At 57.6% G+C, this 22054-nt stretch carries 39 protein-coding genes; 33 read left to right on the forward strand and 6 right to left on the reverse strand.

Annotated elements, in window-relative coordinates; all coding sequences use genetic code 11:
- Nucleotides 1-94 precede the first annotated feature (94 nt).
- Nucleotides 95-496 (forward strand): hypothetical protein, encoded by a 402-nt coding sequence (locus ACQE3E_RS06540; RefSeq protein WP_427501355.1) that lies wholly within the window; start codon nt 95-97, stop codon nt 494-496.
- Here ACQE3E_RS06540 and ACQE3E_RS06545 read toward each other — a convergent pair.
- Nucleotides 471-821, reverse strand: coding sequence for a DUF2513 domain-containing protein (locus tag ACQE3E_RS06545; RefSeq protein ID WP_427501356.1), 351 nt, complete (start codon nt 819-821; stop codon nt 471-473). The two genes, ACQE3E_RS06540 and ACQE3E_RS06545, sit on opposite strands and share 26 nt — an antisense overlap.
- A 279-nt stretch (nt 822-1100) precedes the next feature.
- Between ACQE3E_RS06545 and ACQE3E_RS06550 the strand changes: the two genes are divergently transcribed.
- The 9 genes from ACQE3E_RS06550 to ACQE3E_RS06590 all read left to right on the forward strand — a co-directional run bounded on the left by ACQE3E_RS06550 (nt 1101) and on the right by ACQE3E_RS06590 (nt 4763).
- Complete coding sequence (locus tag ACQE3E_RS06550; protein WP_427501357.1) at nt 1101-1361, forward strand: hypothetical protein; 261 nt, start codon at nt 1101-1103, stop codon at nt 1359-1361.
- On the forward strand, nt 1358-1729 hold the full coding sequence (locus tag ACQE3E_RS06555) for a helix-turn-helix domain-containing protein (RefSeq protein ID WP_427501358.1): 372 nt from the start codon (nt 1358-1360) through the stop codon (nt 1727-1729). The genes ACQE3E_RS06550 and ACQE3E_RS06555 overlap by 4 nt, the downstream gene beginning before the upstream one ends.
- Entirely contained in the window at nt 1723-1926 is a 204-nt protein-coding gene (locus ACQE3E_RS06560) for a hypothetical protein (protein ID WP_427501359.1), read from the forward strand. The genes ACQE3E_RS06555 and ACQE3E_RS06560 overlap by 7 nt, the downstream gene beginning before the upstream one ends.
- The gene (locus ACQE3E_RS06565; RefSeq protein ID WP_427501360.1) at nt 1926-2195 is read left to right on the forward strand and encodes a dATP/dGTP diphosphohydrolase domain-containing protein; all 270 of its coding nucleotides are present in this window, start codon (nt 1926-1928) and stop codon (nt 2193-2195) included. Before ACQE3E_RS06560 ends, ACQE3E_RS06565 begins: the two co-directional genes overlap by 1 nt.
- Before the next feature lie 10 nt (nt 2196-2205).
- Nucleotides 2206-3126, forward strand: coding sequence for a hypothetical protein (locus ACQE3E_RS06570; protein ID WP_427501361.1), 921 nt, complete (start codon nt 2206-2208; stop codon nt 3124-3126).
- 128 nt (nt 3127-3254) lie between these two features.
- Nucleotides 3255-3542 (forward strand): hypothetical protein, encoded by a 288-nt coding sequence (locus ACQE3E_RS06575; protein WP_427501362.1) that lies wholly within the window; start codon nt 3255-3257, stop codon nt 3540-3542.
- Nucleotides 3526-3852, forward strand: a complete 327-nt coding sequence (locus ACQE3E_RS06580; RefSeq protein WP_427501363.1) for a hypothetical protein — start codon at nt 3526-3528, stop codon at nt 3850-3852. The genes ACQE3E_RS06575 and ACQE3E_RS06580 overlap by 17 nt, the downstream gene beginning before the upstream one ends.
- A 42-nt stretch (nt 3853-3894) precedes the next feature.
- Nucleotides 3895-4419, forward strand: coding sequence for a hypothetical protein (locus ACQE3E_RS06585; protein WP_427501364.1), 525 nt, complete (start codon nt 3895-3897; stop codon nt 4417-4419).
- A gap of 98 nt (nt 4420-4517) precedes the next feature.
- Nucleotides 4518-4763 carry a hypothetical protein gene (locus ACQE3E_RS06590; protein WP_427501365.1) on the forward strand — a complete coding sequence of 82 codons (246 nt, stop codon included), beginning with the start codon at nt 4518-4520 and terminating at the stop codon, nt 4761-4763.
- 32 nt (nt 4764-4795) lie between these two features.
- Here the strand turns inward: ACQE3E_RS06590 and ACQE3E_RS06595 are convergent, their stop codons facing one another.
- Nucleotides 4796-5023, reverse strand: coding sequence for a hypothetical protein (locus ACQE3E_RS06595; protein WP_427501666.1), 228 nt, complete (start codon nt 5021-5023; stop codon nt 4796-4798).
- On the opposite strand from ACQE3E_RS06595, the gene ACQE3E_RS06600 reads away from it, so the two are divergent.
- From ACQE3E_RS06600 to ACQE3E_RS06675, 16 genes are all read left to right on the forward strand, one after another.
- Nucleotides 4952-5149, forward strand: a complete 198-nt coding sequence (locus ACQE3E_RS06600) for an HNH endonuclease signature motif containing protein (protein ID WP_427501640.1) — start codon at nt 4952-4954, stop codon at nt 5147-5149. The genes ACQE3E_RS06595 and ACQE3E_RS06600 overlap by 72 nt on opposite strands.
- 88 nt (nt 5150-5237) lie before the next feature.
- Nucleotides 5238-5732 carry a P27 family phage terminase small subunit gene (locus tag ACQE3E_RS06605; RefSeq protein ID WP_427501366.1) on the forward strand — a complete coding sequence of 165 codons (495 nt, stop codon included), beginning with the start codon at nt 5238-5240 and terminating at the stop codon, nt 5730-5732.
- The gene (locus tag ACQE3E_RS06610) at nt 5653-7455 is read left to right on the forward strand and encodes a terminase large subunit (RefSeq protein ID WP_427501367.1); all 1803 of its coding nucleotides are present in this window, start codon (nt 5653-5655) and stop codon (nt 7453-7455) included. The genes ACQE3E_RS06605 and ACQE3E_RS06610 overlap by 80 nt, the downstream gene beginning before the upstream one ends.
- Entirely contained in the window at nt 7455-8696 is a 1242-nt protein-coding gene (locus tag ACQE3E_RS06615; protein WP_427501368.1) for a phage portal protein, read from the forward strand. Before ACQE3E_RS06610 ends, ACQE3E_RS06615 begins: the two co-directional genes overlap by 1 nt.
- A gap of 9 nt (nt 8697-8705) precedes the next feature.
- A complete protein-coding gene (locus tag ACQE3E_RS06620) occupies nt 8706-9407 on the forward strand; it encodes an HK97 family phage prohead protease (protein ID WP_427501369.1) in 702 nt (233 codons plus the stop codon).
- A 4-nt stretch (nt 9408-9411) separates the two neighbouring features.
- The gene (locus tag ACQE3E_RS06625; protein ID WP_427501370.1) at nt 9412-10740 is read left to right on the forward strand and encodes a phage major capsid protein; all 1329 of its coding nucleotides are present in this window, start codon (nt 9412-9414) and stop codon (nt 10738-10740) included.
- Nucleotides 10741-10798: 58 nt separating this feature from the next.
- On the forward strand, nt 10799-11041 hold the full coding sequence (locus tag ACQE3E_RS06630) for a hypothetical protein (RefSeq protein ID WP_427501371.1): 243 nt from the start codon (nt 10799-10801) through the stop codon (nt 11039-11041).
- Entirely contained in the window at nt 11031-12515 is a 1485-nt protein-coding gene (locus tag ACQE3E_RS06635) for a hypothetical protein (RefSeq protein ID WP_427501372.1), read from the forward strand. Before ACQE3E_RS06630 ends, ACQE3E_RS06635 begins: the two co-directional genes overlap by 11 nt.
- A gap of 12 nt (nt 12516-12527) precedes the next feature.
- Nucleotides 12528-12779 carry a hypothetical protein gene (locus ACQE3E_RS06640; protein ID WP_427501373.1) on the forward strand — a complete coding sequence of 84 codons (252 nt, stop codon included), beginning with the start codon at nt 12528-12530 and terminating at the stop codon, nt 12777-12779.
- Nucleotides 12776-13366 carry a head-tail connector protein gene (locus tag ACQE3E_RS06645; protein WP_427501374.1) on the forward strand — a complete coding sequence of 197 codons (591 nt, stop codon included), beginning with the start codon at nt 12776-12778 and terminating at the stop codon, nt 13364-13366. Before ACQE3E_RS06640 ends, ACQE3E_RS06645 begins: the two co-directional genes overlap by 4 nt.
- Nucleotides 13363-13797, forward strand: coding sequence for a hypothetical protein (locus ACQE3E_RS06650; protein WP_427501375.1), 435 nt, complete (start codon nt 13363-13365; stop codon nt 13795-13797). Before ACQE3E_RS06645 ends, ACQE3E_RS06650 begins: the two co-directional genes overlap by 4 nt.
- A 78-nt stretch (nt 13798-13875) precedes the next feature.
- On the forward strand, nt 13876-14514 hold the full coding sequence (locus ACQE3E_RS06655; RefSeq protein ID WP_427501376.1) for a phage tail tube protein: 639 nt from the start codon (nt 13876-13878) through the stop codon (nt 14512-14514).
- Complete coding sequence (locus ACQE3E_RS06660) at nt 14514-14906, forward strand: hypothetical protein (RefSeq protein WP_427501377.1); 393 nt, start codon at nt 14514-14516, stop codon at nt 14904-14906. Before ACQE3E_RS06655 ends, ACQE3E_RS06660 begins: the two co-directional genes overlap by 1 nt.
- Nucleotides 14907-15092: 186 nt before the next feature.
- Nucleotides 15093-15293, forward strand: a complete 201-nt coding sequence (locus ACQE3E_RS06665) for a hypothetical protein (protein ID WP_427501378.1) — start codon at nt 15093-15095, stop codon at nt 15291-15293.
- On the forward strand, nt 15290-15562 hold the full coding sequence (locus ACQE3E_RS06670) for a hypothetical protein (RefSeq protein ID WP_427501379.1): 273 nt from the start codon (nt 15290-15292) through the stop codon (nt 15560-15562). Before ACQE3E_RS06665 ends, ACQE3E_RS06670 begins: the two co-directional genes overlap by 4 nt.
- Nucleotides 15559-15846 (forward strand): hypothetical protein, encoded by a 288-nt coding sequence (locus tag ACQE3E_RS06675; protein ID WP_427501380.1) that lies wholly within the window; start codon nt 15559-15561, stop codon nt 15844-15846. Before ACQE3E_RS06670 ends, ACQE3E_RS06675 begins: the two co-directional genes overlap by 4 nt.
- Nucleotides 15847-15853: 7 nt before the next feature.
- Here ACQE3E_RS06675 and ACQE3E_RS06680 read toward each other — a convergent pair whose 3' ends face one another.
- On the reverse strand, nt 15854-16147 hold the full coding sequence (locus tag ACQE3E_RS06680; RefSeq protein ID WP_427501381.1) for a hypothetical protein: 294 nt from the start codon (nt 16145-16147) through the stop codon (nt 15854-15856).
- Here ACQE3E_RS06680 and ACQE3E_RS06685 point away from each other — a divergent pair.
- Genes ACQE3E_RS06685 through ACQE3E_RS06715 form a run of 7 tightly spaced genes read left to right on the forward strand, consistent with a single transcriptional unit; the run spans nt 16128 to nt 21075 of the window.
- Complete coding sequence (locus tag ACQE3E_RS06685; RefSeq protein WP_427501382.1) at nt 16128-16322, forward strand: hypothetical protein; 195 nt, start codon at nt 16128-16130, stop codon at nt 16320-16322. The genes ACQE3E_RS06680 and ACQE3E_RS06685 overlap by 20 nt on opposite strands.
- Complete coding sequence (locus ACQE3E_RS06690) at nt 16309-16896, forward strand: HK97-gp10 family putative phage morphogenesis protein (protein WP_427501383.1); 588 nt, start codon at nt 16309-16311, stop codon at nt 16894-16896. The genes ACQE3E_RS06685 and ACQE3E_RS06690 overlap by 14 nt, the downstream gene beginning before the upstream one ends.
- Complete coding sequence (locus ACQE3E_RS06695) at nt 16896-19019, forward strand: hypothetical protein (RefSeq protein ID WP_427501384.1); 2124 nt, start codon at nt 16896-16898, stop codon at nt 19017-19019. Before ACQE3E_RS06690 ends, ACQE3E_RS06695 begins: the two co-directional genes overlap by 1 nt.
- Entirely contained in the window at nt 19016-19369 is a 354-nt protein-coding gene (locus ACQE3E_RS06700; protein ID WP_427501385.1) for a phage tail protein, read from the forward strand. Before ACQE3E_RS06695 ends, ACQE3E_RS06700 begins: the two co-directional genes overlap by 4 nt.
- Nucleotides 19366-20052, forward strand: a complete 687-nt coding sequence (locus ACQE3E_RS06705; RefSeq protein ID WP_427501386.1) for a phage minor tail protein L — start codon at nt 19366-19368, stop codon at nt 20050-20052. Before ACQE3E_RS06700 ends, ACQE3E_RS06705 begins: the two co-directional genes overlap by 4 nt.
- Before the next feature lie 51 nt (nt 20053-20103).
- The gene (locus ACQE3E_RS06710) at nt 20104-20346 is read left to right on the forward strand and encodes a hypothetical protein (RefSeq protein ID WP_427501387.1); all 243 of its coding nucleotides are present in this window, start codon (nt 20104-20106) and stop codon (nt 20344-20346) included.
- A 6-nt stretch (nt 20347-20352) separates the two neighbouring features.
- Nucleotides 20353-21075 carry a C40 family peptidase gene (locus ACQE3E_RS06715; protein WP_427501388.1) on the forward strand — a complete coding sequence of 241 codons (723 nt, stop codon included), beginning with the start codon at nt 20353-20355 and terminating at the stop codon, nt 21073-21075.
- Nucleotides 21076-21084: 9 nt separating this feature from the next.
- Here ACQE3E_RS06715 and ACQE3E_RS06720 read toward each other — a convergent pair whose 3' ends face one another.
- From ACQE3E_RS06720 to ACQE3E_RS06730, 3 genes are read right to left on the reverse strand one after another with little or no spacing between them, the layout of a single operon-like run.
- Entirely contained in the window at nt 21085-21282 is a 198-nt protein-coding gene (locus ACQE3E_RS06720) for a hypothetical protein (RefSeq protein WP_427501389.1), read from the reverse strand.
- A complete protein-coding gene (locus tag ACQE3E_RS06725) occupies nt 21270-21695 on the reverse strand; it encodes a hypothetical protein (protein WP_427501390.1) in 426 nt (141 codons plus the stop codon). The genes ACQE3E_RS06720 and ACQE3E_RS06725 overlap by 13 nt, the downstream gene beginning before the upstream one ends.
- A gap of 1 nt (nt 21696) precedes the next feature.
- The gene (locus ACQE3E_RS06730) at nt 21697-21996 is read right to left on the reverse strand and encodes a hypothetical protein (protein ID WP_427501391.1); all 300 of its coding nucleotides are present in this window, start codon (nt 21994-21996) and stop codon (nt 21697-21699) included.
- Nucleotides 21997-22054 lie beyond the last annotated feature (58 nt).

The raw sequence follows: 22054 nt of genomic DNA on the forward strand, positions 1-22054 counted from the left end.
CAACGTACCTCCTGGGGGAAGGGATGCCCAGCTCGCCCGGTTTCGGCCGCTCGGTGTTCCGAGCGGTCGGCCGGGCATTTTTTTTGGAGTTTTTATGATTAAGCAGTGGTTGGCTAGGCGGGCATTAGCGGTTCTGCGGCCGGTGGTACAGCGGCTGGAGGCGGCGGATGGTCCGTGGCTTAAGGTGCCGGTTAGCGCGGTGGAAGGGCTTACAACGCGGGTATGGCCTCGGGTGTTTACGTTGGCCAATGGGTTGCCGATGGAGTTTTCGGAAGCGTCGGTGTTGCTGCGGGTCAATCGGGCGGGTGATGAGCTGGTTTTGCTGCGGGAGTGCTTGAGCCGTCGCCCGATTCCGGTACGGGAAAAGCTAGGGCATGTGGCCGATTTGCTGGCGGTGTTGGCGAAGAAGGCGGCGTCCGGGAGAGGCGCGGGGCCGGCGGAAGCGCGGTTGTTGGCCGATTTTGAAGTGCTCATAAGTTCAATCCTAGACGGCTAGCGGCTTCTTGTTTGAGCCACGCGGTCAGCAGGTCGAAGGCAAGGCCGGCGCCGGGTTTGATGACGTGGGTTTTGGCATTTTGCCAAATGCCGTCGTCGCGAATCTGGTCCAGGAATTCATGGCCGTGCCAGGTTAGGCGCGGATAGCTGGCGAGTTTATGGCGGCCGGAAGCTAGGGAGGTGTCGATGGCTTCTACGAGGCCGGCTTGCCACAGCAGGTAAATGTGATGGCCGACGGTTTCGGCGTCGTAGTTTGGGAAGGTTTGCGGAGCGTCGGATTCCGCCGCCAGCAGGATCAGGCGGATGAGGTCGTAGTCTCGTTTCATGTTTGTGCTCTGTATGCGGAATGGAGGGTTTTTGAAAGTTAAGCGTTGGTTGTTTCAGTTGATCGTCACGGTGTTCAGGCCTGTCGTGGTGGCCGTTATCGCGGATGAGATCAAGCCTGGCGGACGATTAGCGAAGTAGCGGTTTTCATGGTTTCGGCTCCGTTGTGGGCAATGCGGTTGTGGTGATTGCATTCTGACAGCGGGGCCGGTTTTTAGCTATCGGGGCTTTGCCTTAGCACGTTTGGACAATTGACGCCGTAGCAACGGCAAGGGGTGGGTATGAGTGAAGAGCATCAGTATCAACATCGGGCGATTGTGGGCGAGCGGACCTTTGTGTTAGCCAATTCTAGTCAGCCTGGGGTGTATGCGATTCCGGGGCAGGTGGAATATCAGGGTATTGGTCCAAACGGCCGGCCGATTCGATTATTTAGGCTGCGTACCGCCACACTGGCGGATTTAGAGCGGTTCGCGGCGCGGCGTGGCGAGCGGTTGGAGTTGCATGACCGGTTTCCGATCATGCGATCGGCGGCGTGGCAATGATGCCGGTACGCGCCCAAGTGCTGGATGCCCAGGATTTGACCGCCCGTGAGGCGGCGGTGTTGGCGTTGCTGGCCGAGGGTGCTCCGGACAAGGTGATTGCCCAGGCGCTGGGTATCGCGTTGAAAACCGTACAGACGCACCTGGATCGAGTGTACGGCAAATTGGGGGTGCGGGACGCGCGGCTGAATGCGCGTTGCGCGGCGGTATCGTCGGCGATTGCGCGGGGCATGCTGAGCGTGTCGGCAAAGTCGTTGTGTGTGGTGTTGTGTGTAGGCGCGGCGCGGTTGGACGACGCGGCGCTTCGGGTGCGGGTGCGGCTGCCGCGCGTGCAAGTAACGAGGGTTTCGGGCCGGGAGGCGGGATGTTGATAGAGTTGGGTTTGTTGGCGGTGTGGGCTTGGTGGCGTTGGCCGGTGAGTGGAGTGATTGCCTGGCGGTCCACGGGGTTGGTCGTTGGCGCCGTGGGCTTGGCGGTGGCTGGCGTGGCGCTGGCGTGTTGCTGGGCCGGCGACCAGTTGCGGCGCTTGGCGGATTGGGCGGCGGAGAATGCGGAGGTGTTGGAGTGATGGCGGGTAAAAAATTCGACGCGGGTAAGCCGGATTATACGTTAGTGCCGTGGTCTGGCGTGACGAAGGTTGTCGAAGTGCTGATGTTCGGTGCTAGCAAATATTCAGCGGGTGGTTGGCAGTTTGTGCCGGACGGTGAGCGGCGATATTTAGCGGCGGCTTTACGGCATTTATCAGCATATGCTGACGGTGAGCAATGCGACCAGGAAAGCGGGTTGTCGCATCTTGCTCATGCGGCTTGCTGCTTGTTGTTTTTGCTAGCTGACTAAGGGATGTGGCGTGAAATTCTCAATCCAAATCAATCAGCTTGGCGTAGTTGAGGCCGGTTTAGCGGATTCAACCGATCTGATCGACTGGGCGTTGCTCGAATACGTCTTCGATTGGCAAGCCAACACGCGCGCGGCGCGCTTGGAGGATCATGTGTGGCTGAATTACGCGCATTTGATCGACGAAATGCCGATGCTTGGGCTGAGGCTGAAGAGTGCGATTTCAAATCGGGTCAAGAAGCTGGTGGGGTTGGGTCTGTTGACAGTGCGGCGAGCTGAAGATAGGCGGTTGTTCGCGAGAACGACCGACTTTTATCTAGACGTGGTCAAGTTTAGACCGGGGGATTCGGTGGGCATTCCTCCCTCAGGTGTTCATATACATGAACAGGGTGTTCATATACATGAACAGGGTGTTCATATACATGAACAGGGTGTTCATATGTATGAACACATATTAAATAACCAAGTATTAAATAATCAAAATAAATTACCAGGAACACACGCATTCCCAGACACAGAGGCGGAAAGCGAATTGTCCGCCGTCAGCGTGTGCGCGTTGTGGTTTGGGATGGGGATGATGCACGTGAGACACAATCACCCGGACCTGATCGAGCTGATCCAGTCCGGGGCAACCCGGGCGGAGTTCGAGTATGCCGGGACCAAGTCGCTCAGCGAGGGCAAGGGGTTTGGCTATGCGCTGGGCATTGTCCGGGGCCGCCTGCGCGAGCTGCAAACGCGGGCGGCGGAGCAGGGGGCGACGGTCACGCAGTTGCGGCAGCCGTGGGCAATGGTGCCGCGCGACGATGAGGCGCTGTGGCCTTGGGCCAAGCAGCATGGTTATCCGGGGCCGGGCAGTCGCAGTTATCGCGATTACCGGCAGTATTTGCACGGCAAGGTGGAAGAGCGGTTGAAGCGGGAGGGGAAGCGTGGTTAAGCGTTTGGGGGTGAGGTTTGATTTGCATCCTGGCCGGTGGACGGCGTTGCCGTGGCTTTCCACGCGGCCTGATGGCTGGGGGTTTACCTGGCTGTTTGTCGGGATTTACTGCTGGCGGGAGGAATTTAGTGAGCGAAGTTGATCCAGCTGCCAAGGCGACGGCGTTGGCTGAGCGGGCCAAGGCGCGCAGCGCTGAGCGGCGGGCGGCGGTGGCCGAAGAGAAGGCGGCCAAGGCCGAGCGGGCTAATGCGGAGCGGGACAAGATGCGGGAAATGATGCCGGAAATCGCGGCGTTGGTGGATGCGCTGTCCGAGCGATTTGGGCCGGTGCGGGTGCTGGCGGTGCGGTCTGGGGATTATGTGCGAGTGAACGGCGCGGCGTGCGCCAGGGCGGGGATCGATGTCAAGACGTTCTAGGCCGATAGGCCGACCTAAGACCGATGTGGTGTTCGGCATTCTGGCTAGCGAGGCCGAAGGCTATCGCCGCTGGTGGTGGGCGAATTACGCGGACGGCGGCAAGCAGGCGGCGCTGCGGGCGGAATGGGCGCCGTATCTGACGCCGTTTTCGGAGTTTGAGATCAGGGACGGCTTGAAGCGTTGGCGGGCGGGAGATGCGGATTTGAGCCATCCGCCGACGCCGGCGGAATTCGCGGCGTTCATGCGGCCGGTACACAGTGAGGCGAGCCGGAAGGGGTTGGCGGGGTTGCGGTCGGCGTTGGGTGTTTAATTTATCTTGGGGGTGAGCGTGGCAAGAATTGAGGCGGCGGAGATGTTGGGGAGATTGGCAGCGGGTGCGGTGGACTTCGGCCGTGTGGGTGGATCGTCGGCACCGGCGTTGCAGGCGGTGGAGTTTGCGGGGTATTTGCGGGGATTGGGCGAGGCCGCGACGTTGGTGGCGCTGGCGAAATACATGGGCGATGCGGCGGCGCTGAGGCGGTTGGGGGTGGTGCATGCCGCATGGGTGTCTGCTCGTGAATGGGTGGGCGTGGATGATGTAGATCGGGCGCAGCGGATTGCGGCGTTGTCGCTGTCTGAGCTGGTCGACGATAAGTGTCCGCGTTGTCACGGTACGCGCTTCGTGCGAGCAAAGAGTTGCCCGGCGTGCGACGGGTCAGGCGTGCGCCGGATTAGCGGCCGGCAGATGGCTGTCGGGCTGGGTGTCAGCGAGGCCAGTTGGCGGCGGGTGTGGATCGGGCGCTATGGTGAGGCGCTTAGCCGATTACGTGGGCTAGAATCCGAGGTGAATCAGGCGGTTGCGCGTATTCACTGGCGAGAGATTGAAAAAGGCGCTTGACAGGTGACGCAATAATGCATTAAATTTTCCCACAATTGCACCAAAGCCTGCTCAGAGCGATTTGAGCTGGCTTTTTTTATGCCTGAAAAGGGGATTGGATGCCGATAGAGCACGCGGACAAATGGGCGGATTTTGGGCTAGGCGGCATGGTGATTGCGGCGTTGTTCGGTTTCATTTGGTTCTTAGTCCGCGAGCATCGCGCGGAGCGGCGCGAGTGGTTGGATGCGTTCAAGATTCAGTCGCAGCAGATGATTGATGTGGCTCGCGAAAGCAATGATGTGACTCGGGCGTTGACTTCGGCAGTCGAGCGGCAAGCCAGTCGACGGCGTGCGGATGATCGATAGTGCCGGTATCCGCGCCAAGGCCGTGTCGGCAATCAGGTTGCCGGGAGCTGGTGCGTGGGCGTGATGGTTACTGCGATGCGCACCGGCGCGAGGCATTCAGGGTGCAGCATCAGGCGGCGCCGCTGTCTCAGGTTGAGCGCAATCGATTTTATCAGCGCAAGGCGTGGAAGAATCTTCGCGCTCGGCGATTGCAAGCCGAGCCGCTCTGCCGAAAATGCCGTCAGCGTGGCAAGCTTGTCGAAGGTGTTGCGGTTGACCACGTCGTACCTTTCGATTCAATCGACGATCCGCTGGCGCTTGACTACGACAACACCCAGACGCTATGTGTCAGCTGTCACAGTAGCAAGACCCGGCGCGACCGACCCAGGGGCGGGTCAAAAGTCTAGCGACCCGCTCGCCCTTTGCGTCGCTCCAGCTAAATTTTTGCTGGAGTGGTTTTTGCAAATTCAAAAAGCCACATAGGAAGGTGGTGGTATGGCTAAGATGAAGATGGTTCTACGCTTCACGGCCAACGATTTAACAGGCCAAGATTATGCAGAGGCGGCGCGGCTCAGGCCCGAAAAGCGCCTTGAACCGGAAGAGCTCGCTATCTGGGACCGTATCGCCCCGCTACTGGCCGCTCACGATTACTTAAACGATCTGTTTGTTGACTCGCTAGTCGAATATTGTCGCGTCGTGCATTCGATAGACGAAACGGTTCGCTATTTGCGGCAGCACGGCAAGACATACACCAGCGAAACGCGCAACGGCCTGCAAATCAAAAACCGCCCGCAAGTTGGCGAACTGGGCGAGCTCCGCCGCATGCTCCGCAGCTACGTTAGCGATTTCGGCCTGAGCCCGCAAGCGCGCAAAGCTCTGGAAGCGGTTCAAACGGACATATTCGACGACGATGGCAGCGACGAAAACCCATTCACGCGCGACCAGGCATCGGCGGACGCGCACATCGCAAACTCAGGCACCCGACACTAAGCGCTTCAGCGAAGACGCCGATTGGTTTCGGATGATGATGGGCTATGCGCTGGACATAACCGAAGGCCGCAAGCTGGCCAACCGCTACGAAATACTAGCTTGCCAGCGCTTCATTGACGACTACAACCGGCAAAAAACCGACGCTGACTACCCGTTTCGATTCGACTTTGCCAAAGCCTGGAAAGTCATCAGCTTCATCGAAAAGCTGCCACACGTCAAAGGCCCGCTGGCCAGCAAGCCCGGCAAGGATCGGCTGCTGAACCTGTGCGGTTTCGAGCTGTTTATTGTCGCCAATATATTCGGATGGGTCGTTAAGAAAACCAGCCTGCGGCGGTTTTCGATCGTTTACCTGCGGATTCCCCGCAAGAATAACAAATCGACGCTCAGCGCCGGCATCGGTTTATACATGCTGTGTGCCGACGGCGAAGCCGGCGCGGAAGTGCTCTGCGGGGCCACTACCCTGGACCAAGCCCGCAAAGTCTACGACCCGGCCAAGCAAATGGTTCGCAATACTCCGGCCCTGCGCGAAGCGTACAAGCTAGAAGCCAAAGAGCAATTCATCCGCCGGCCGGATGGCTCGCAAATGCAACCCCTGATCGGCGATCCGGGCGACGGCGGCAACCCGTCCTGCGCCATCGTCGACGAATACCACGAGCACGACAGCGACACGCTCTATGAGACCATGATTACCGGCATGGTCGCGCGGTTGCAAGCGCTGATTTTGGTGATTACCACCGCCGGAGAGAACCTGTTTTCGCCCTGCTTCGCGATGGACAACATGATGCGCGACATTCTCGACGGCGTCATGACCGGTATGGATCACATATTTACCGTGCTATACGGCATCGATCCTGAAGACGACTGGACCGATCCGCAAATGCTGATCAAGGCCAACCCCAACTACGGGCGCTCGGTTAACCCGGTCGAAGTGGAAAAGGCCCGCAAGCTGGCCGTGCAAAACCCCGGCAAGCAAACCGCTTACAAAACCAAGCATCTCAATATCTGGTGCAACGAAAAGAACGCGTACTACAACGTTTTGGCTTGGCAAAACTTGCACGATCCGGCCATGAAACTCGAAGACTTCGACGGCGAGCCCTGCTGGATTGGTCTCGATCTTGCCAAGTTACGCGATTTATCGGCAAAACTGACAGTATTCGTCAGGAACATCGGCGGCTCGGCGCACTACTACATATTTACTCGCTTCTACATCTCGGAAGCGCATATCGAGAACAACGAAAATAAAACGCTGGTTAAATTGTTCGACGAATGGCGATCCGCCGGCGTGCTGGAAGTCCACGACGGCAACGAGATCGATTTCGAAGAGATCAAACAAGACATCATCGAAGACGCCAACCGCTTGAAAGTCGAAGAGGTGGACGGCGACCCGTGGGGTCTGCCAATCATCAGTTCCGGGCTAGCCCAGGCCGGCATTCAAGTCGTGCAAATCCCCCAGCATGGCAGCCACTTGACGATCCCGGTGGATGAGCTGGAGTCGGCCATCGAATCCGGCCGAATTCATCACGACGGCAACCCGGTGATGGCCTGGTGTATCGGTAACGTGCGCGTTAGCGAATACAAAGGCGGTCGCAAGATGCCATACAAGCAAGACAACGACAGCAAGATCGACGGCGCCTCGGCCCTGTTTAACGCCTTGTCCCGTTGCGTCGTCCCCGAAGATAAACCCGATTTCAGCTACTTCTTAAACAACCCGATCGTGCACTGATGGGACTACTCCAATTTCTAGGCTTCGGCCGCTCTGCCGCGTTGCGCAATCGCTACGGTCGGCAAATGACCGATCCGGTGGAGCCATTGGTACCCGACACCGCGCCGGTTGGAATCGACGCCGCGATGCAAATCGCCGCCGTCTGGCGAGCGGTCGAGATTCGCGCGAAAACCGTGGCCAGCATGCCGCTGATGGTGTATGCCAACGCTGACGGTCTGCGCACCGATGCCCGCGGCGAATCGTTATGGGATTTGATGCACGAAAGCCCCAACGCCCGCCAAACGCCGTACGAATTCTGGGTATCGGTCATGGTCAATTATCTGCTGCGCGGCAACGGCTACGCCGAAGTGATGCGCAGCAACGACGGCACGCCTTACGCCATCGTGCCGCGCTCGGCCGACGATGTTTATCCGGATTTTCGACTGGGCGGTGACGATATATACAGGCTCATTAACAGCGACGGCGGCACCCGAGACGTGCCGGCGGCCGACGTGTTGCACATCAAGGAAATGTCCGGCGGTTTGGTGGGTATTTCTCGCTCGGCGTTCATGCGGAACACGCTGGCGGAAGCGCGCGCCACGCAGGGTGCTGCATCCAGTTTGTTCAGAAAAGGCGGCAGAACGACCGGCGTTATCGGCCTGAGCGGGACGTCGTTAAACCCGAAACAGTGGGATGAAGTCAAGCAAACAGTGCAGCAGATGGTTGACGAGATGCGCACCGTTTCGGTCCTGCCGTTCGACGCCAAATTTACGCCGGTTAACCTAACGCCGCAGGATATCGAGCTATTGACGACTCGCCAGTTCACCGTCCAAGAAATTGGCCGCTGGTTCGGTGTGCCGGCCGTGCTGATGAACCAAACCGAGGGCACGACCACGCTCGGCGCGAGTGCCGAACAGGTGATCGACAGCTTTTACAAAGTCACCATCCGCCCGGATGTCGTCAACATCGAACAATCCCTGCGCAAGCGGGTGATGACCGCCAAGCAGCGCGTCCGGCTCACCGCCGAATTCAACATGGATGCCCTGCTGAGGGCCAGCCTCAAGGATCGAATGGAAATCTACGCGAAAGGCTCGCAAAACGGCATTTACAACCGCAACGAATGTCGCGCTTACGAAAACCTGGCGCCGTTCAAAGGTGGCGAAGTCTACACCGCCCAGTCCAACCTATTGCCCATCGACAAACTCGGCACCCAAACCACCGCGCCGGCATCGCAATCGCAAATGAACAACATCGCCCAATAAGAGGCCGCTATGAAAAAAAACCGCTTTGGCCCACCGACCGAGACTAAAACCCAAAAGCTGAGCGCTTGCGAAATCAAGATCGACGGCGCCGGTGTTGGCAAGTTTTCCGGCTATGCCTCGGTGTTTAACGGCGTAGACAGTTACGGCGACACCATTTTGCCCGGCGCCTACGCCGAAACGCTAAGAACCACCTGGCCGAAAATGTTTGTCAACCACGATTCCTGGGATTTGCCCGTCGGAAAATGGCTGGATATACAAGAAGACTCGACCGGCCTATTCGTCACCGGCGAATTCACGCCGGGAAACTCCGAATCCGCGGATACCTATGCCGCCCTCAAGCACGGCACCATCGACGGCCTGTCGATTGGTTATGTGCTGAAGTCGGGCGACTACGAAGACCGTACCGACGGCCCGGACGGTTACGGCTCCGGCCGCATCATCAAAAACGTTTCGCGCCTGGTTGAAATATCGCTAGTCACCTTTCCGGCCGACGATGCCGCCAGGGTCAGCAACGTCAAATCCGAGATCGACACCCTGGAAACCATCACCGATTTCGAGCGCTATCTAAGAGATTTAGCCGGCCTCACCCGTGGCGAAGCCCTGCATTTCGTCACTCGATTCAAAGCGGCCGCGCTGAGCGAGTCAGTGCCCGCGCTGGATTACTCAAAAATGCTCGCCCGCATCAATCAATTCTCTCAAAACTTGGGGTAACACCATGAAAATCTGCAAAATAATCGCCGCGTTTTTCGCGGTGCTGGGCCTGTTTGTACTCGCGTTTAACGTCGAGGCGGCGCCGGCTGTGTCGGGAATGGCTGCTGGACTGCCGGCTATGGATCCATCCAGCCTGATCGGGCTGGCGTTGGCCGGCACCGTCGGCGACATGGACGCGATCATGAAAGCGCTGGACGGCATTGAATCCAAAATGGCCAAATTCGCCGAAAAAGCTGAGCTGGAAGAAAAAGCCGGCACGATCAGCACGGAAACCAAGAACGCCATCGCTGCACTGGGCGACAAACAAAAAGAACTGGCCGACGAAATCCTGCAACTCAAGCAAAAAGGCGCGGCCGGTGCGGAAAATCCGCCGGAAGCCAAAACGCCGGGCGAATTGTTTGTCAAGTCGGAGGATTACAAGCACGTCCAAGCCAAGATGGCCAGCAATACCAGGCTAGGCTTTATGGGGTTGGATGTCAAGAATACCATCACCAACACCGTTGGCAACACTTACAGCGACCGGCGCGACGGCGTGGTGGGTGGCGCGTTCCGGCCGCTATTACTCGAATCGTTGCTGGCCACCTTGCCGACCAGCTCGAATGCGATCGACTACGTTCGCGAAAACGTGTTCACGAACTCAGCGGCCGAGGTGGCCGAGGGTTCCGACTCGGCGGAATCGGCGATTACATTCACTGCGGTACAAGAGCCGGTCTGCAATATCGCGCACTGGGTCAAAATCTCTCGGCAGTTGGCCGCCGACAATGCCGCACTGGCGGCGTACATCAACACCCGCTTGATTTACGGCGTTAATCTTAAAGTCGAGAACCAAATCATCGCCGGGAATGGTACCGCGCCGAATTTGTCCGGATTCACCAAATCCGGCAACTATACCGCCCACGGTTATGCGGACGCCAACTTGGGGACTGTCCTGAAAAAGCTGGTCTTGATCCGCAAAATCATCGGCGACCTGGACGCGGCTTCGTTCCCCGCCGATGCGATTTTGCTCAATCATACCGATTGGGCCCAAATCGAAATCGATCTGTTTACCACGGCGGCCGGTCAAGCCCTGTTTACCGTCGATGCCGGCGGTAATCCAATTCTGTTCGGCCGCCGCGTCGTGCCAACCGCTGCCGTCACTGCCGATAACGTGTTAGTCGCCAGCTTGGCCAATGCGGCGACATTCTACAACCGCGAAGATGTCACGATTGAAATGTCCGACAGCGACGATGATAACTTTACCAAGCGTTTGGTGACTGTCCTGGCAAGCCGTCGCTGCGCGTTGGCGGTCGATCGTCCCGCCGCGGTCCGTTACGGCGACATCACCCCGGCTTAATCCGGTTAGATAACCCCCCCCTGGCGCCACGGACGGCGCACCTTATTAAGGAGACGTCATGGCTACTGTCAAAATCACCGGCACCGCCATCACCGCTACCCACGGCACGCTGACCACCGGCGACATTCTGCGCGGCATTTCCGACGAATTCGCCGCGCATTTGGTTAATGATTGCAGGGTGGCAGACTACTTGGACGCCGCGCCAGCCGCAGCGCCAGTTGCCGACCCCGTTGCCAAGCCGCCTAAAAAATCCGCCAAACCGGCGGCTGTTGAAGTGGCGGAGGTGCTGAATGACGATTAAGTTCAGAACGAACTGGAACGGTCATGACGTCGGCGAGGTGGTATCGCTACCCACGGCTACCGAGACCTTGTTAGTGAGAGGAGGGCTGGCAACTTATCAAATAGATGCCGGCGGCGCAAAAAATAGCGGCCAATATCGCACATCCGTCGTCAAAGCCGCTGTCTACGGCGATTCCACTGCCAGCACGGGAACGGCTGTCAGTCCGGATAACCAGGTCATTGCCACGCATACCGCGCCATTCCCGGCCAGTGGCGCAACGACTCTCAGCCTCGCGCCGCACAAGTGGATGGCATCAGCCTTGTATCCCATGCTGGATTTGGTTGGGCATTACGGCGTCGCCGGCGCAATGACTAGCGGCGGATCAAGCCCGATTGGCATGCTAGATCGTGATGCGCAATCCGCTTCCGTCACTCGCCGGGCGGCGTCTGACATGCTGAATCAAGCGGTGGATGTGGTTTTTTATCGCGGCACCTCGATCAACAACGGCCAAAACCTTTGCGACGGCACGAATACCGCTTCGGTCGTGCAAGATTGCGTCAATGATCATATCAAGATTGTTGAATTGCTCAGACAATCGGGCGCGCCGATTTTAGATGTGATGCACTACGGTTACGGGGGGCCAAACGGCGAGGAATATGCCGCTGCCACTCCGCCCAGTCGCGATGCGGTCAGAGATTTTCTGTTGAGAGTCAGCCGTGAACTCAAAGGTTATTACGAGAGTAACGATCAAGTGTTTATTCTTGATCCGGATGGTGTGACCCGCGATCCCGCCACCGGCCGTTATTTGTCCAATTGCAGCGGCGATCATTTGCATTTGCACATGGTAGGACAATACAAATTCTGTAAAGCCCGCGAATTGCCGATGCTTGAATACCTGTTCGGAAAATCGTTGGGTATGCGGTTTCAGGGCGCTAATCTATTCAGCAATCCAGTGTTTAACGCGCTGGGTTCGACGCCGTCGTATGGCACTGAGCAAGCGTCCGGATTGACCATCACAACCACAGGCACCGGAGCAACGCGCGCAGGCGCTCAGCGTGAATGGCGAGACGGAAAAGTGTACCAAGTATGCGATGCGGTCATGACCACGGCGGCGGGCGGGTTAGTATTTACATTCACCGGTTTGCCCGTATTGACCACGACGTTTTCCGCCAATGCGGTGTTCGGGTTTGAGTGGGATTATTTCTGGGAGCCCGTCGATGGTCAAGAATATCCTATTACCTCGTTCCAAGGTAAAGTTGATTTGACCAAAACCGGCAACGGTCGGGTGGTACCGTCAAACGATCCCGGTGCTGGTAACTATGGCACGCTGACTGCCGGCGGGATCAGCGGAAAAATGCGCTGGAACCCATTTCAAATCACTGAAGCCAATTCAGCATTGAGCGCGCAGACTATTTCGCATACGTTTGCGACGACCGGGGTTGCTGGCCGCTGGAAAGTTGGCGTCTCGGTACCGCGCATGGTGCAAATTTCATAATCGGAGAAACTCATGTCAATTAAACCTGGCGCGTACCAACAGCAGGCGCAAGACTTTTTGGATAATGCCGGCGCTGATACGGCGACTTGTCTGTTATTTGCCGATCATGTACTCACCGATGGCCAAACCGTATCAGCTGGCAATTTGTTAACCGCCTCGGTCGATTACATCGCCGATTTGATTTCAGTCGGTGATGCCACCGCTGCGGCGGATGAAGTCGAGGTGGCGAAAAGTTGTGGGCGAGAACCGGTTGTCATCGAATGATCCACACCATCAAAACCGCCCCCGCCGTCGAGCCTTTGACGCTGGCCGAAATGCGCCAGTACCTTGGCATCGGCGACCCCACGGCCATCGATCGCGATGCGGTGATTACCGCGCGCGTCAAAACCGCGCGCAAAATCGTCGAGAACTACACCGGCCGGGCGCTGATCAACCAAACCTGGCAAGCGGTCGGCGAGGATTTTGGCGACGTCATCATGCTAGTAGCGCCGTTGGTGTCGGTCACGTCGATCAAATACACCGACAGCAACGGCACCCAGCAAACGCTAGCCGGTAGCGAATATTACGTGCAAACCAAGAACGCCCGCATCGTCACCGCTTACGGTAAAACCTGGCCGACCGTGCGCTCGGATGTCGAGCCGGTGATTGTCGAATACGTTGCCGGCTACGGCGCCGACGGCGATGCCGTGCCGGGCGCGCTGAAAGAGGCGATCGCGCTGCTGGTCAGCGTGTGGGAGCAATTCCAAAGCAGCCAAGCCGGGCTTGGATACCCGCCGGACTTGCCGAACGCCTGTCGCACGCTGATGAACCCATACAACGACTATCGCAATATCGCCCGGAGCAACGGATGAGCACCTCGCTGCGCGGCGTGATTGTGGATTGCCACAAAGCCCAGCTGAAAACCTTAGTGCCAAACGGCGAAGTCTGGCGCACCCGCGCCGAGCCTCCCAGCAATACCCGGCCGTGCTTTACTTTGTATGACGACAGCGAAACCGTGCAGACGCTCACGGTTCACCCGGCGCCGCGCCCGCAACAGCGCGAACTGCAATTGGTCGTCGTCGGCTGGTGCTTGTACGACGTCGGCGACCCGGAACTGGCCGAACAGCGCATGGACGCGCTGGCGCTGTCGATCGAGCAAACCATCACCCCGCGCGCCGGTACCGACGATCTGCAATTGCAAGGCATCGAAAAGCTATACGACGATGTCGAGCCGCGCAGTAGCTCGGTGACGCTGCGCTATTTGATCAAATATCGAACGACTGAGCGAAATCCAGTCGCGTAACTTGATTACGGCCCGCCTCGGCGGGTTTTTTTATGCCCGCCGTTTGGCGGTAACTATCACAGTCAGCGAGAAAATCTTATGTCAGCACCCAGCATGCTTGGCGTGACCGTGGCGATGCAATCCGCGATTGCCGCCACCAAAACGGTCAGCGCGATTACCAAGGCCAACCCGGCCGTATTGACTTCCACCTCCCACGGACTCGCCAACGGCACTTATTTGCTGGCGCAGGCCCAGGGTATGACCCAGTTGAATAACCGGATCATCCGGGTCGCCAACCAAGCGGCCAACACTTTCGAGGCCGAGACCGAGGATTCCACGCTGTACGACACCTTCAGCTCCGGCACGGTCGCGGCGCTGACGTTGGGCACTACCTTCAGCATTTTCACGGATTTTTCCATTGCCGGCGGCGAGGCCGATTCGATCGACATTACGACGATCCACGACACGCAAAAGAAAACCCGGCCGGGCATGTTCTCCGCCACCGAAATCACCGGCGAGGCATTATGGGACTTGGCCGACACCGGCTTGATTGCCGCGATCTCCGCCTCGGCCGTCACCGCTCAGCGGGCGTTTTTGCTGGGCTGGCCGGATGGTAAAAAAATGGCGTTTTACGGTTACATTTCCGCGTCCGGCGCGCCCAAGGGCGGGGTTGGCGACGTGGCGAAAACCTCAATCAAAATCACCGCCTCCGGCCGTCCCAGCTATTGGACCAGCTAATGAGTTTAGCCGAACGCATCAGAGACAGCCGGCGCAGCATCGTCGAGGTCGGCGGGCATCGCTTCAAGATCGAGCGGCCGACGCCGCACGATATGCAGCGGATTCGTGCCGCGTTGCGCGCGTTGAGCGAAACCGAACGCCCGCTGGTCTGGGTGGATGAGTTCCTCGGCTTTGTCGTCGATTGGCCGGGCATGCTTGAACTGGATTTGCTGCCAGGCGGTACCGGCGTGGAGGTCGCCTTCGACGCCGAGGCGTTCCGGGTCTGGGTCGCCGACCATCCCGACACCGCCCAGGGTTTAGCCGAGGCGGTGATGGCGGCTTGGTCGGCCTATGTTGAGACGCTGGAAGCCGACGAAAAAAAGTCGCCGACTGGCTCGCCGCCAGACAACTAGACCGCCAAACCGGCGGCCGCTTTGCTGCCGATCTGCCCGACAGTCTGGCGCTTTACTACGAAGCCCTGTGGCTGATGGGAGGCCGGCTCGACTGGGACGCGGTGGAATCCGTCTGCGAAATGCTGGGTCTGGATGACCTGGAGCGCACTGTCCGAATTGTGTTGGCGTTGATTGAAGGATTCCGGAATGAATGAAAAAAACAATCTGATTGATGAGCTCTGCAAAGCGTGGGGCGTTCGTGCGGCTGCTTTGCGTTGCGCCGCGAATGCTGGTGGGCTGGTCGGCGAAGAGCTGCGCCTACGCATCGCGCGGGGAGACGAGGTATTGCGTTGCCTTGGTGAGATCAGGGCTGTGCTGACGCTTTTAGAAATAGGGGAAACCAAATGATGATGATTTTAATTTTGCTAGGCCTCCTCGGCCTGTTCGCCCACTGGGCCAAACGCCATTGGCGCGGCCAGTCCGAGTGCAGTTTTACCGATTACCTGCTCACCCACAAACGCCACACCGCCGCCTCGGTGCTGACGCTGATCGGCAGCGTGGTCGGCCTGTTCGCGGTTGGCGATGTCGAGCTGACCCAGCAAACCGCCGCGCTGGCCTTCATGGCCGGCTACAACATCGATTCGGCCGTCAATAAAGGCCCGGAGGATTCTGCATGATTAACGGTAAGTCGATTAGAGCATTATGTATACCGCTCAATACCGAGATAGACGCGATATTCGTAAAAGATGGCGAAGAATGGGAAACGTTACAGCGCTATCGATGCATTGCGCCGGCCGATTTATGGGGTGAATCGGTCATTGTCGGCCTGCAAAAAAGCTCGCGCTTCTCTTCGATGCTCGGGACGGTGCTCAACATCGACGGTGATGATGAATTTGTTGTTTTTCTCGCTAGTCCTAAATTAGCCGCTGAACTAAAAAAGATTAAGGATCGCAATGCTTGAACTCTACCTATTCGCCGGCATCGCCGCCGCGATCCTGGGCCTGATCGGCTTGGTCAAATTCAAAGCCGCTCAAGCTAAAGCTGCTCAAGTGCAAGCCCAATCCGCCGAGCAGCGCGCCGCCGCCGCTGAAACCGTTGTCGAACAGCATCAACAGCTGGACGAAGACTTGCAACAACTCCACCAGGAGCATCGCCGTGAAACCATCATCGAACGCTCGCAACTTGATCGGCGCTTGGATTTTGATAACGACTGGTCTAACGGCGTGCTCGGCTCCGGCGCCGGTGACAATTACCAAAATCATCCCGCTCACCCGACCGACCCGGCCGGTTCTGCCGGCCATCACAGCCCCAGAGCTGACCTGTCTGACGGATGACGCCTACGCCAAGCTCGCCGAGCGCAACCGCTTGCAGCGCCAGTACGCCGAAGAGCTGGAAACCATCATCGACAGCACCCGCTTGAAAGATGACAACCCGTAGCGTCCAAGGCCTGGACAAAGTCGCCGCCGCCATGCGCCAACTGCCGGACAAACTGGCCGAGCAACTCACCCGCAGCGTGTTGCGCCAGGGCGCTAACGACATGGCCCGCAAGATACGCGCCGCCGCGCCGGTCGATACCGGCCGCCTGCGCCGGGCCATCCGGGTGCGCACGTCCAAGATTCACCGCTTGCGCAAGAACGGCCATGTCGGCGTGTATGTCACGGTCTATCCCGGCAAGAATCGTAAAGACCTCAAAGGCGCATGGTATGGCCGGTTTGTCGAAAATGGCTACAACCGGGGCAGCAAAGCCGTGACCGGCGGCCAAGCCGTCCGGCTGGGCGTGGTCAGTCGCCAGCAATTGGCCGCTAAAAAGCGCGAAGTCGCGCTCAAGCGCCGCTTTGGCAAAGCCAAGCAAGGCATCCGCTATCGCGCCGGCGGCCGGCGTGTGGAGGGACAACACTTTGTCCGCGATACCTTCAACGCCAATGCCGAGCAAGCCGCCGCGCGGATTGTCGCGGCCGGCGAGGTCGCGGCGCTGGCCGTCGCTAAACGCTTAGGACTCGAGGTGAAATAATGCAAGGCGTGACTATCGATTTTACGGCCAATATGGTCAAGCTCCAGGGCCAGATTGATAAGAGCCTGGAAAAGCTGGATAGCTTCCGCGCCCGCGCCGAAACTGTCAGCGCCCGGGTGGAGAAATCCCTGTCCGCGGTCGGCGTGGGGTTGTCGGTCACTGGGCTGGCGGCGTTTGTGAAAAGCGGGATTGATGCGGTTGACGCGCTCAACGACCTCAGCGACCGCACTAACATCGCCATTAAAGACCTGGCCGGCTTCAGTTACGCCGCCAAGCTGGGCGATACCGACGTCGAATCGATGGCCAAGTCGATCAATAAGCTGTCGGTAAACATCGGCAAAAACGGCGAGGACTTTAAGAAACTGGGCATTGATTCCAAAGACCCCCTGGAAAACTTCCTGAAATTATCGGATGTTTACCGCGCCATCGAAGACCCGCAAACCAAGGCCGCGTTCGGCGCGGCGGCGCTGGGCAAGGCTTACGCGGAAATGGCGCCGCTGCTGGAGCGCGGCAGCGCCGACTTGCGGCAATTGATCGACGTGGGTCGGTCGATGAGCGGCGTCACCGAAGAGCAGGCCAAGGCGGCGGGGGAGTTTAACGATAAATTGGATGAGTTGTCTAACCGCTCGTTGGGGTTTCGCTCGGCATTCGCAATCGGTGTATTAGAGCCGCTGGTAGCCATCGGCGAGGCGATCGATGCGGACATTAAAAAATCCGGCGTGCTGATCGGTACCCTGGCCGGCATTGCCGACGGCTACAAGAATTTTGCGTTATCCGGTACCGGCGGCGGTTTGTCCAAAGAACTGGACGACATCAATCGCAAGATTGCCGAGCAAAAAGAACTGCTGTCCAATGTGCGGCGCGGCGATGTGTACGGCGGCGCGGCGCGGGAAATTGCAGAGCAGAAGCAGCTTAATCAGTTAATCGAGCAGCGCGGCCAGATAGAGCGGTCGTTGAGCGAGCAGCGCCGGTCTAGTTCTCAAGAATCTAACGATACTAAGGTTTCGTTGGAAAATGTGCAATACATAATTGACAAAAACAACGAATTAGAAACCGCGAGAAAAAAAGCGGCAAAAGCTGCAGAATTGGCGGCAAAAAAAGAGGTTGAGCGAGCTGCTGAAATCGCCAAGACAATTGAAAATCTACAATTCGAGATCGTGATTAGTGGGGAGCTGGAGAGCCAGCAAAGGCGGCTGATGGAATGGCACTCTCTTAGTGCAAAAGCCACGCAAAATGAATCGGAGCATATAGCTGAACTAGTATGGAAAAAGCACGACTTAATCGAGGCAAATCAGCGGCAAATGGCTTCTTGGAATCAGCTGGTTTCAGATGCCAATGCTTATTTTGATCTGAGTAAGTCTGTAGATAATTTTAGCCGTCTTAATTCCATTTCTTTAGACCAATTCAATTCAATAATTGAAAAAATTCGGGAGGTTGGGCGGGAAACTGATCTCAGTGAAAAACAAGTGTCTTATCTACTGGACAAGGCCGGCAGAGCCTATAACGAAGTCGGCGAGAATGGCAAGACTGCGTTTGATACGATCGATCAATATGCCGTCCGAGCTGCTGGCAACATGGAATCCGCCTTTGCCGATTTCGTGGTCGATGCGGATGGCAGTTTCGGCGACCTGGAAAGTAGCTTTTTAAAGACCGTTGCGCGGATGCTGGCCGAGGCCGGCAGTGCGCAATTGCTGGAAACCCTGCTAGGCAAGACCGGCGCTAACGGCAAGATCGACTATTCCAGTGGCTTGATCGGTACCGGGTTCACCGCGCTGGCCAGCTTTTTCCACGACGGCGGCATCGTCGGCGCCGGCGGGCGGGCCATGGCGGTCAATCCGGCGGTGTTCGCCGGGGCGCCGCGCTTGCATGGCGGCGCGTATATCAAACCGGACGAAGTGCCGGCCATCCTGCAAAAAGGCGAGCTGGTGCTGAGTCGCCGGCAAGTCGCCGGCATGGCCGGCGGCGGTAGCGGCGGCGACATTCAAATCAATACCAGCGTCACCGTCACCAACAGCGGCAGCAATATGGACGCCGCACGCGGCCAAGCCCTGGGCAACGCCATTGAAGCCAAGTTTCGGGAGTTGATAGTGGACGAAAAACGACCCGGAGGCTTGCTGGCATGACCGCGTTACCATTTCCGGATAAAGTCTCGATCGCATCCAGCGCGGACATCAAAGACAGCGTCGTCAGCGTCAAATACGGCGACAATTACGAGCAAGTCGCCAACGACGGCATCAACGCCGAGTATGAGCTGTGGACCATCATCTGGCCCTATCTCGATGATACCGAGTTCGACGCGGCCATGGCCACGCTGCAGACGGTCGGCTGCCATACGCCGATGACCTGGCAATCGCCGATCGACGGCACGACCAAGTATTACCGGATGCAGCCCAACACCCGCCAGCCGCGCGCTATCGTGTCCGGCGCCTGGTCGCTGTCCATCCAGATTAAAGAGGTCGCGTATTCGGCATGAGCCTAGCCTACGACATCCACACGCTGGACCCTGGCGCCAAGGTCGATCAGTTCATTGTCGACCTCAACCCGATAGGCGTCGGCCAAACCTATTACTTTTACCCCGGCTTGGGTTTAGACAGCGCCCCGGTCGAATATCTGGGCCAGACCTATCTGCCGTGGATCGTGCAAGTTACCGGGCTGGATAAGCGCGGCACCGGCGCCGCCCCGCGCCCCAGCGCTACCATCGCCAACATCGACGGCTTTGTGACTGATCTATGCCGGCAATATCAAGACCTGGTCGGCGCGGTGGTGATCCGCCGCCGCAATCTGGCGCAATACGTGCTAGCCAATGTCGCCAATTACCGAGACGAGAAGTATTTCATCGAGCAGCGCGCGTCCGAGTTGCGCGAAGCCGTCAAGTTCGTGCTAGCCAGCCCGCTGGACTTTAACGACTTTCAATTGCCGGCCATGATCGCCGTAGCGACTTCCTGCCCGCACCGCTACAAATCCACCGCCAACGGCTCCGGCTGCTCTTGGCCGGGGACCGACTCCAGCAAATGGTTCGACCGCGACGGCAACCCGGTCGGCAGCGCCGGCCTGGACGTCTGCGGCAAGCGCTTGAGTGATTGCAAATTGCGCTTCGGCGCCAACAATCCCCTGGATTTCGGCGCCGAGCCGGCGCTGGGGCGGAGTGGGGCGTGATTTAAACCTGCACCAGCCTCAGGAAAAAGGCTGATTTTTTTTGGAGTAGTTATGCATTATAGAAACGGTCGAGAAGCGCAAAATGGCGATAAAATTGTAAAGTTACAGGAAGGGAAGATTATTGCATTCGGCGTTCTGCATAGTGCAGTTCCCGGAAATGATTACTGCAACGGAAACATTGCGGTAATCCAATCATCGACAGAAATGGCTTGTATGTGTGATTGTCTGCATGTTGATGATGTTGCAGGAATTCTGGCAAGCAATGGGCTGGATATTCGCCCGTATGGGAAATAGCCCTGAGTGAACGACACCATCCTGACTCAAATCCTCGCCCACGCCGCCCGCGCCTTCCCGCGCGAAGCCTGCGGCCTGTTGCTGCGCGACGGCGGCGGGGTGCGGGTGTTGGAGTGCGACAACCGGGCTGCCGATCCGGAGCGCTCGTTTCTGATCGATCCGGCCGTCTACGCCGTACACGCGCACAGGATTGAGGCGGTTTATCACAGCCACCCCAACCGCGATCCGGCCCCCAGCGCCGCCGACATCGCCAGCGCCGAGCGCTGCGCGGTGCGGTTTGTAATCGTATCTTACCCGTCCGGCCAGGTCGCGCAATACACGCCCACGGGCTTGCCGCCGGCACCGTACGAAGGCCGGGCCTTTGTCTACGGCGTGATGGACTGCCTCAGCCTGGTCGCCGACTGGTACCGCTTCGAGCGCGGGATCGTACTCAACGACGGCGAGCGCAAAACCTGGGGCTGGTGGGATGATCCGGCCAACGCCAACGCCTTCATCAACGGCTTTCTCGCTCAGGGCTTCGCGCGGGTCGATAGCCCGCAACCCGGCGACGTGGTCATCATGCAACTGCGCGGCGCCTGCCCGCAGCACGCCGCGATCTACCTAGGCGACAACCGCATCCTTCACCACGCCAGCCCGGACGCGCCGAGTCGCGTGGAAATGTATGGGCAGTTTTGGCGGCATAAAACCGTCAATTTCTTGCGCTACGGTGCTCCGGAGTGCAGAACCTAGGTTTTGCCTTTAGTCAGTCCGGGCCGCGCGATTCAGCGCGCCGCGCACCCAGTTCGAAAGTTTTTCGCCCGCCGCCGCATGCACCCAGGCGGCTTTCTCGGCCGGCGTTACCCGGATTTGTAGGGTGCTGGTTGCCGGCTGGTCGCCGGTTTGGGCGTTGGTGTTGCCCGGTTTGGCGCCGGGCTTTGATTTTTTTAACTGAGCCATTCTTTTACGATCCCGATCAAATATTCGCTAGTAATCTCTTCAAACTCTTTTGCTATTTTTGCGTTTTGATGAAAGCTTATAGCAATTTCTTCGGCAATAGCCGGGTCAGCTTGCTTGTCATCACGAATAGCAATCTGGAACTGTAAAGCATCTCGCATTAAAGACAAATCACAGCAAATTTCGTCCGGAAAGTCTTTCGAAGCCTGAACAAATGCATTTTTATAAGCATCCCATAGCTTGTAAATATCTTGATCTTTTAAGTTGTAAATAAAGCGATGGAAAGCTAAAAACCCCGTTCTTTGCCCAAGCATTGACTTCTCATGCTGCGTTGGCATTACGCTTAGGTATGCAGGGTTCATGATTGCAACCTTGCCAACTGAAAGCAGATATTTTGTTTTTTCGATGTGGTTCATTTCATGATCTCAAAGAGTTAATGAAAGCTTGCTTATATTCTTCAACGCTGTTGTATTTTTTACTAAAGTCATCAGCATTAACAGTGAAAACTAGCTCTTTGGATTCAATATCGATATATGCATCATACGGCTGAGCAACGACTGATCTTGATACAACGTAGTGATGATCTTCACTAAAATAAGCTCTTCGGCCTTTTTTATCCCAGATGTTGCCGCCTTTTTTCTCTATAATTTTTGCTAGCCTTTCAATATCTGTGTCTTGATTAAATTGGTATTTAACAATCATTGATTCAGTGTTCATGATGCTTCTCCTTCAAGTTCCCGGTTCCGCCGGGTCGGTCGTTGTCTCTCAACGTGGG

The organism is Methylomonas sp. MED-D, from assembly GCF_050276835.1.
GTDB lineage: Bacteria > Pseudomonadota > Gammaproteobacteria > Methylococcales > Methylomonadaceae > Methylomonas > Methylomonas koyamae_A.

Excerpts from the sequence above, each read along its gene's own strand:
- ACQE3E_RS06540 (WP_427501355.1), top strand. The coding sequence starts at position 95 with ATGATTAAGCAGTGGTTGGCTAGGCGGGCATTAGCGGTTCTGCGGCCG.
- ACQE3E_RS06545 (WP_427501356.1), bottom strand. The coding sequence starts at position 821 with ATGAAACGAGACTACGACCTCATCCGCCTGATCCTGCTGGCGGCGGAA.
- ACQE3E_RS06550 (WP_427501357.1), top strand. The coding sequence starts at position 1,101 with ATGAGTGAAGAGCATCAGTATCAACATCGGGCGATTGTGGGCGAGCGG.
- ACQE3E_RS06555 (WP_427501358.1), top strand. The coding sequence starts at position 1,358 with ATGATGCCGGTACGCGCCCAAGTGCTGGATGCCCAGGATTTGACCGCC.
- ACQE3E_RS06560 (WP_427501359.1), top strand. The coding sequence starts at position 1,723 with ATGTTGATAGAGTTGGGTTTGTTGGCGGTGTGGGCTTGGTGGCGTTGG.
- ACQE3E_RS06565 (WP_427501360.1), top strand. The coding sequence starts at position 1,926 with ATGGCGGGTAAAAAATTCGACGCGGGTAAGCCGGATTATACGTTAGTG.
- ACQE3E_RS06580 (WP_427501363.1), top strand. The coding sequence starts at position 3,526 with ATGTCAAGACGTTCTAGGCCGATAGGCCGACCTAAGACCGATGTGGTG.
- ACQE3E_RS06585 (WP_427501364.1), top strand. The coding sequence starts at position 3,895 with ATGTTGGGGAGATTGGCAGCGGGTGCGGTGGACTTCGGCCGTGTGGGT.
- ACQE3E_RS06590 (WP_427501365.1), top strand. The coding sequence starts at position 4,518 with ATGCCGATAGAGCACGCGGACAAATGGGCGGATTTTGGGCTAGGCGGC.
- ACQE3E_RS06605 (WP_427501366.1), top strand. The coding sequence starts at position 5,238 with ATGGCTAAGATGAAGATGGTTCTACGCTTCACGGCCAACGATTTAACA.
- ACQE3E_RS06610 (WP_427501367.1), top strand. The coding sequence starts at position 5,653 with ATGGCAGCGACGAAAACCCATTCACGCGCGACCAGGCATCGGCGGACG.
- ACQE3E_RS06615 (WP_427501368.1), top strand. The coding sequence starts at position 7,455 with ATGGGACTACTCCAATTTCTAGGCTTCGGCCGCTCTGCCGCGTTGCGC.
- ACQE3E_RS06620 (WP_427501369.1), top strand. The coding sequence starts at position 8,706 with ATGAAAAAAAACCGCTTTGGCCCACCGACCGAGACTAAAACCCAAAAG.
- ACQE3E_RS06625 (WP_427501370.1), top strand. The coding sequence starts at position 9,412 with ATGAAAATCTGCAAAATAATCGCCGCGTTTTTCGCGGTGCTGGGCCTG.
- ACQE3E_RS06630 (WP_427501371.1), top strand. The coding sequence starts at position 10,799 with ATGGCTACTGTCAAAATCACCGGCACCGCCATCACCGCTACCCACGGC.
- ACQE3E_RS06635 (WP_427501372.1), top strand. The coding sequence starts at position 11,031 with ATGACGATTAAGTTCAGAACGAACTGGAACGGTCATGACGTCGGCGAG.
- ACQE3E_RS06640 (WP_427501373.1), top strand. The coding sequence starts at position 12,528 with ATGTCAATTAAACCTGGCGCGTACCAACAGCAGGCGCAAGACTTTTTG.
- ACQE3E_RS06645 (WP_427501374.1), top strand. The coding sequence starts at position 12,776 with ATGATCCACACCATCAAAACCGCCCCCGCCGTCGAGCCTTTGACGCTG.
- ACQE3E_RS06650 (WP_427501375.1), top strand. The coding sequence starts at position 13,363 with ATGAGCACCTCGCTGCGCGGCGTGATTGTGGATTGCCACAAAGCCCAG.
- ACQE3E_RS06655 (WP_427501376.1), top strand. The coding sequence starts at position 13,876 with ATGTCAGCACCCAGCATGCTTGGCGTGACCGTGGCGATGCAATCCGCG.
- ACQE3E_RS06660 (WP_427501377.1), top strand. The coding sequence starts at position 14,514 with ATGAGTTTAGCCGAACGCATCAGAGACAGCCGGCGCAGCATCGTCGAG.
- ACQE3E_RS06665 (WP_427501378.1), top strand. The coding sequence starts at position 15,093 with ATGAATGAAAAAAACAATCTGATTGATGAGCTCTGCAAAGCGTGGGGC.
- ACQE3E_RS06670 (WP_427501379.1), top strand. The coding sequence starts at position 15,290 with ATGATGATGATTTTAATTTTGCTAGGCCTCCTCGGCCTGTTCGCCCAC.
- ACQE3E_RS06675 (WP_427501380.1), top strand. The coding sequence starts at position 15,559 with ATGATTAACGGTAAGTCGATTAGAGCATTATGTATACCGCTCAATACC.
- ACQE3E_RS06680 (WP_427501381.1), bottom strand. The coding sequence starts at position 16,147 with ATGATTTTGGTAATTGTCACCGGCGCCGGAGCCGAGCACGCCGTTAGA.
- ACQE3E_RS06690 (WP_427501383.1), top strand. The coding sequence starts at position 16,309 with ATGACAACCCGTAGCGTCCAAGGCCTGGACAAAGTCGCCGCCGCCATG.
- ACQE3E_RS06695 (WP_427501384.1), top strand. The coding sequence starts at position 16,896 with ATGCAAGGCGTGACTATCGATTTTACGGCCAATATGGTCAAGCTCCAG.
- ACQE3E_RS06700 (WP_427501385.1), top strand. The coding sequence starts at position 19,016 with ATGACCGCGTTACCATTTCCGGATAAAGTCTCGATCGCATCCAGCGCG.
- ACQE3E_RS06705 (WP_427501386.1), top strand. The coding sequence starts at position 19,366 with ATGAGCCTAGCCTACGACATCCACACGCTGGACCCTGGCGCCAAGGTC.
- ACQE3E_RS06710 (WP_427501387.1), top strand. The coding sequence starts at position 20,104 with ATGCATTATAGAAACGGTCGAGAAGCGCAAAATGGCGATAAAATTGTA.
- ACQE3E_RS06720 (WP_427501389.1), bottom strand. The coding sequence starts at position 21,282 with ATGGCTCAGTTAAAAAAATCAAAGCCCGGCGCCAAACCGGGCAACACC.
- ACQE3E_RS06725 (WP_427501390.1), bottom strand. The coding sequence starts at position 21,695 with ATGAACCACATCGAAAAAACAAAATATCTGCTTTCAGTTGGCAAGGTT.
- ACQE3E_RS06730 (WP_427501391.1), bottom strand. The coding sequence starts at position 21,996 with ATGAACACTGAATCAATGATTGTTAAATACCAATTTAATCAAGACACA.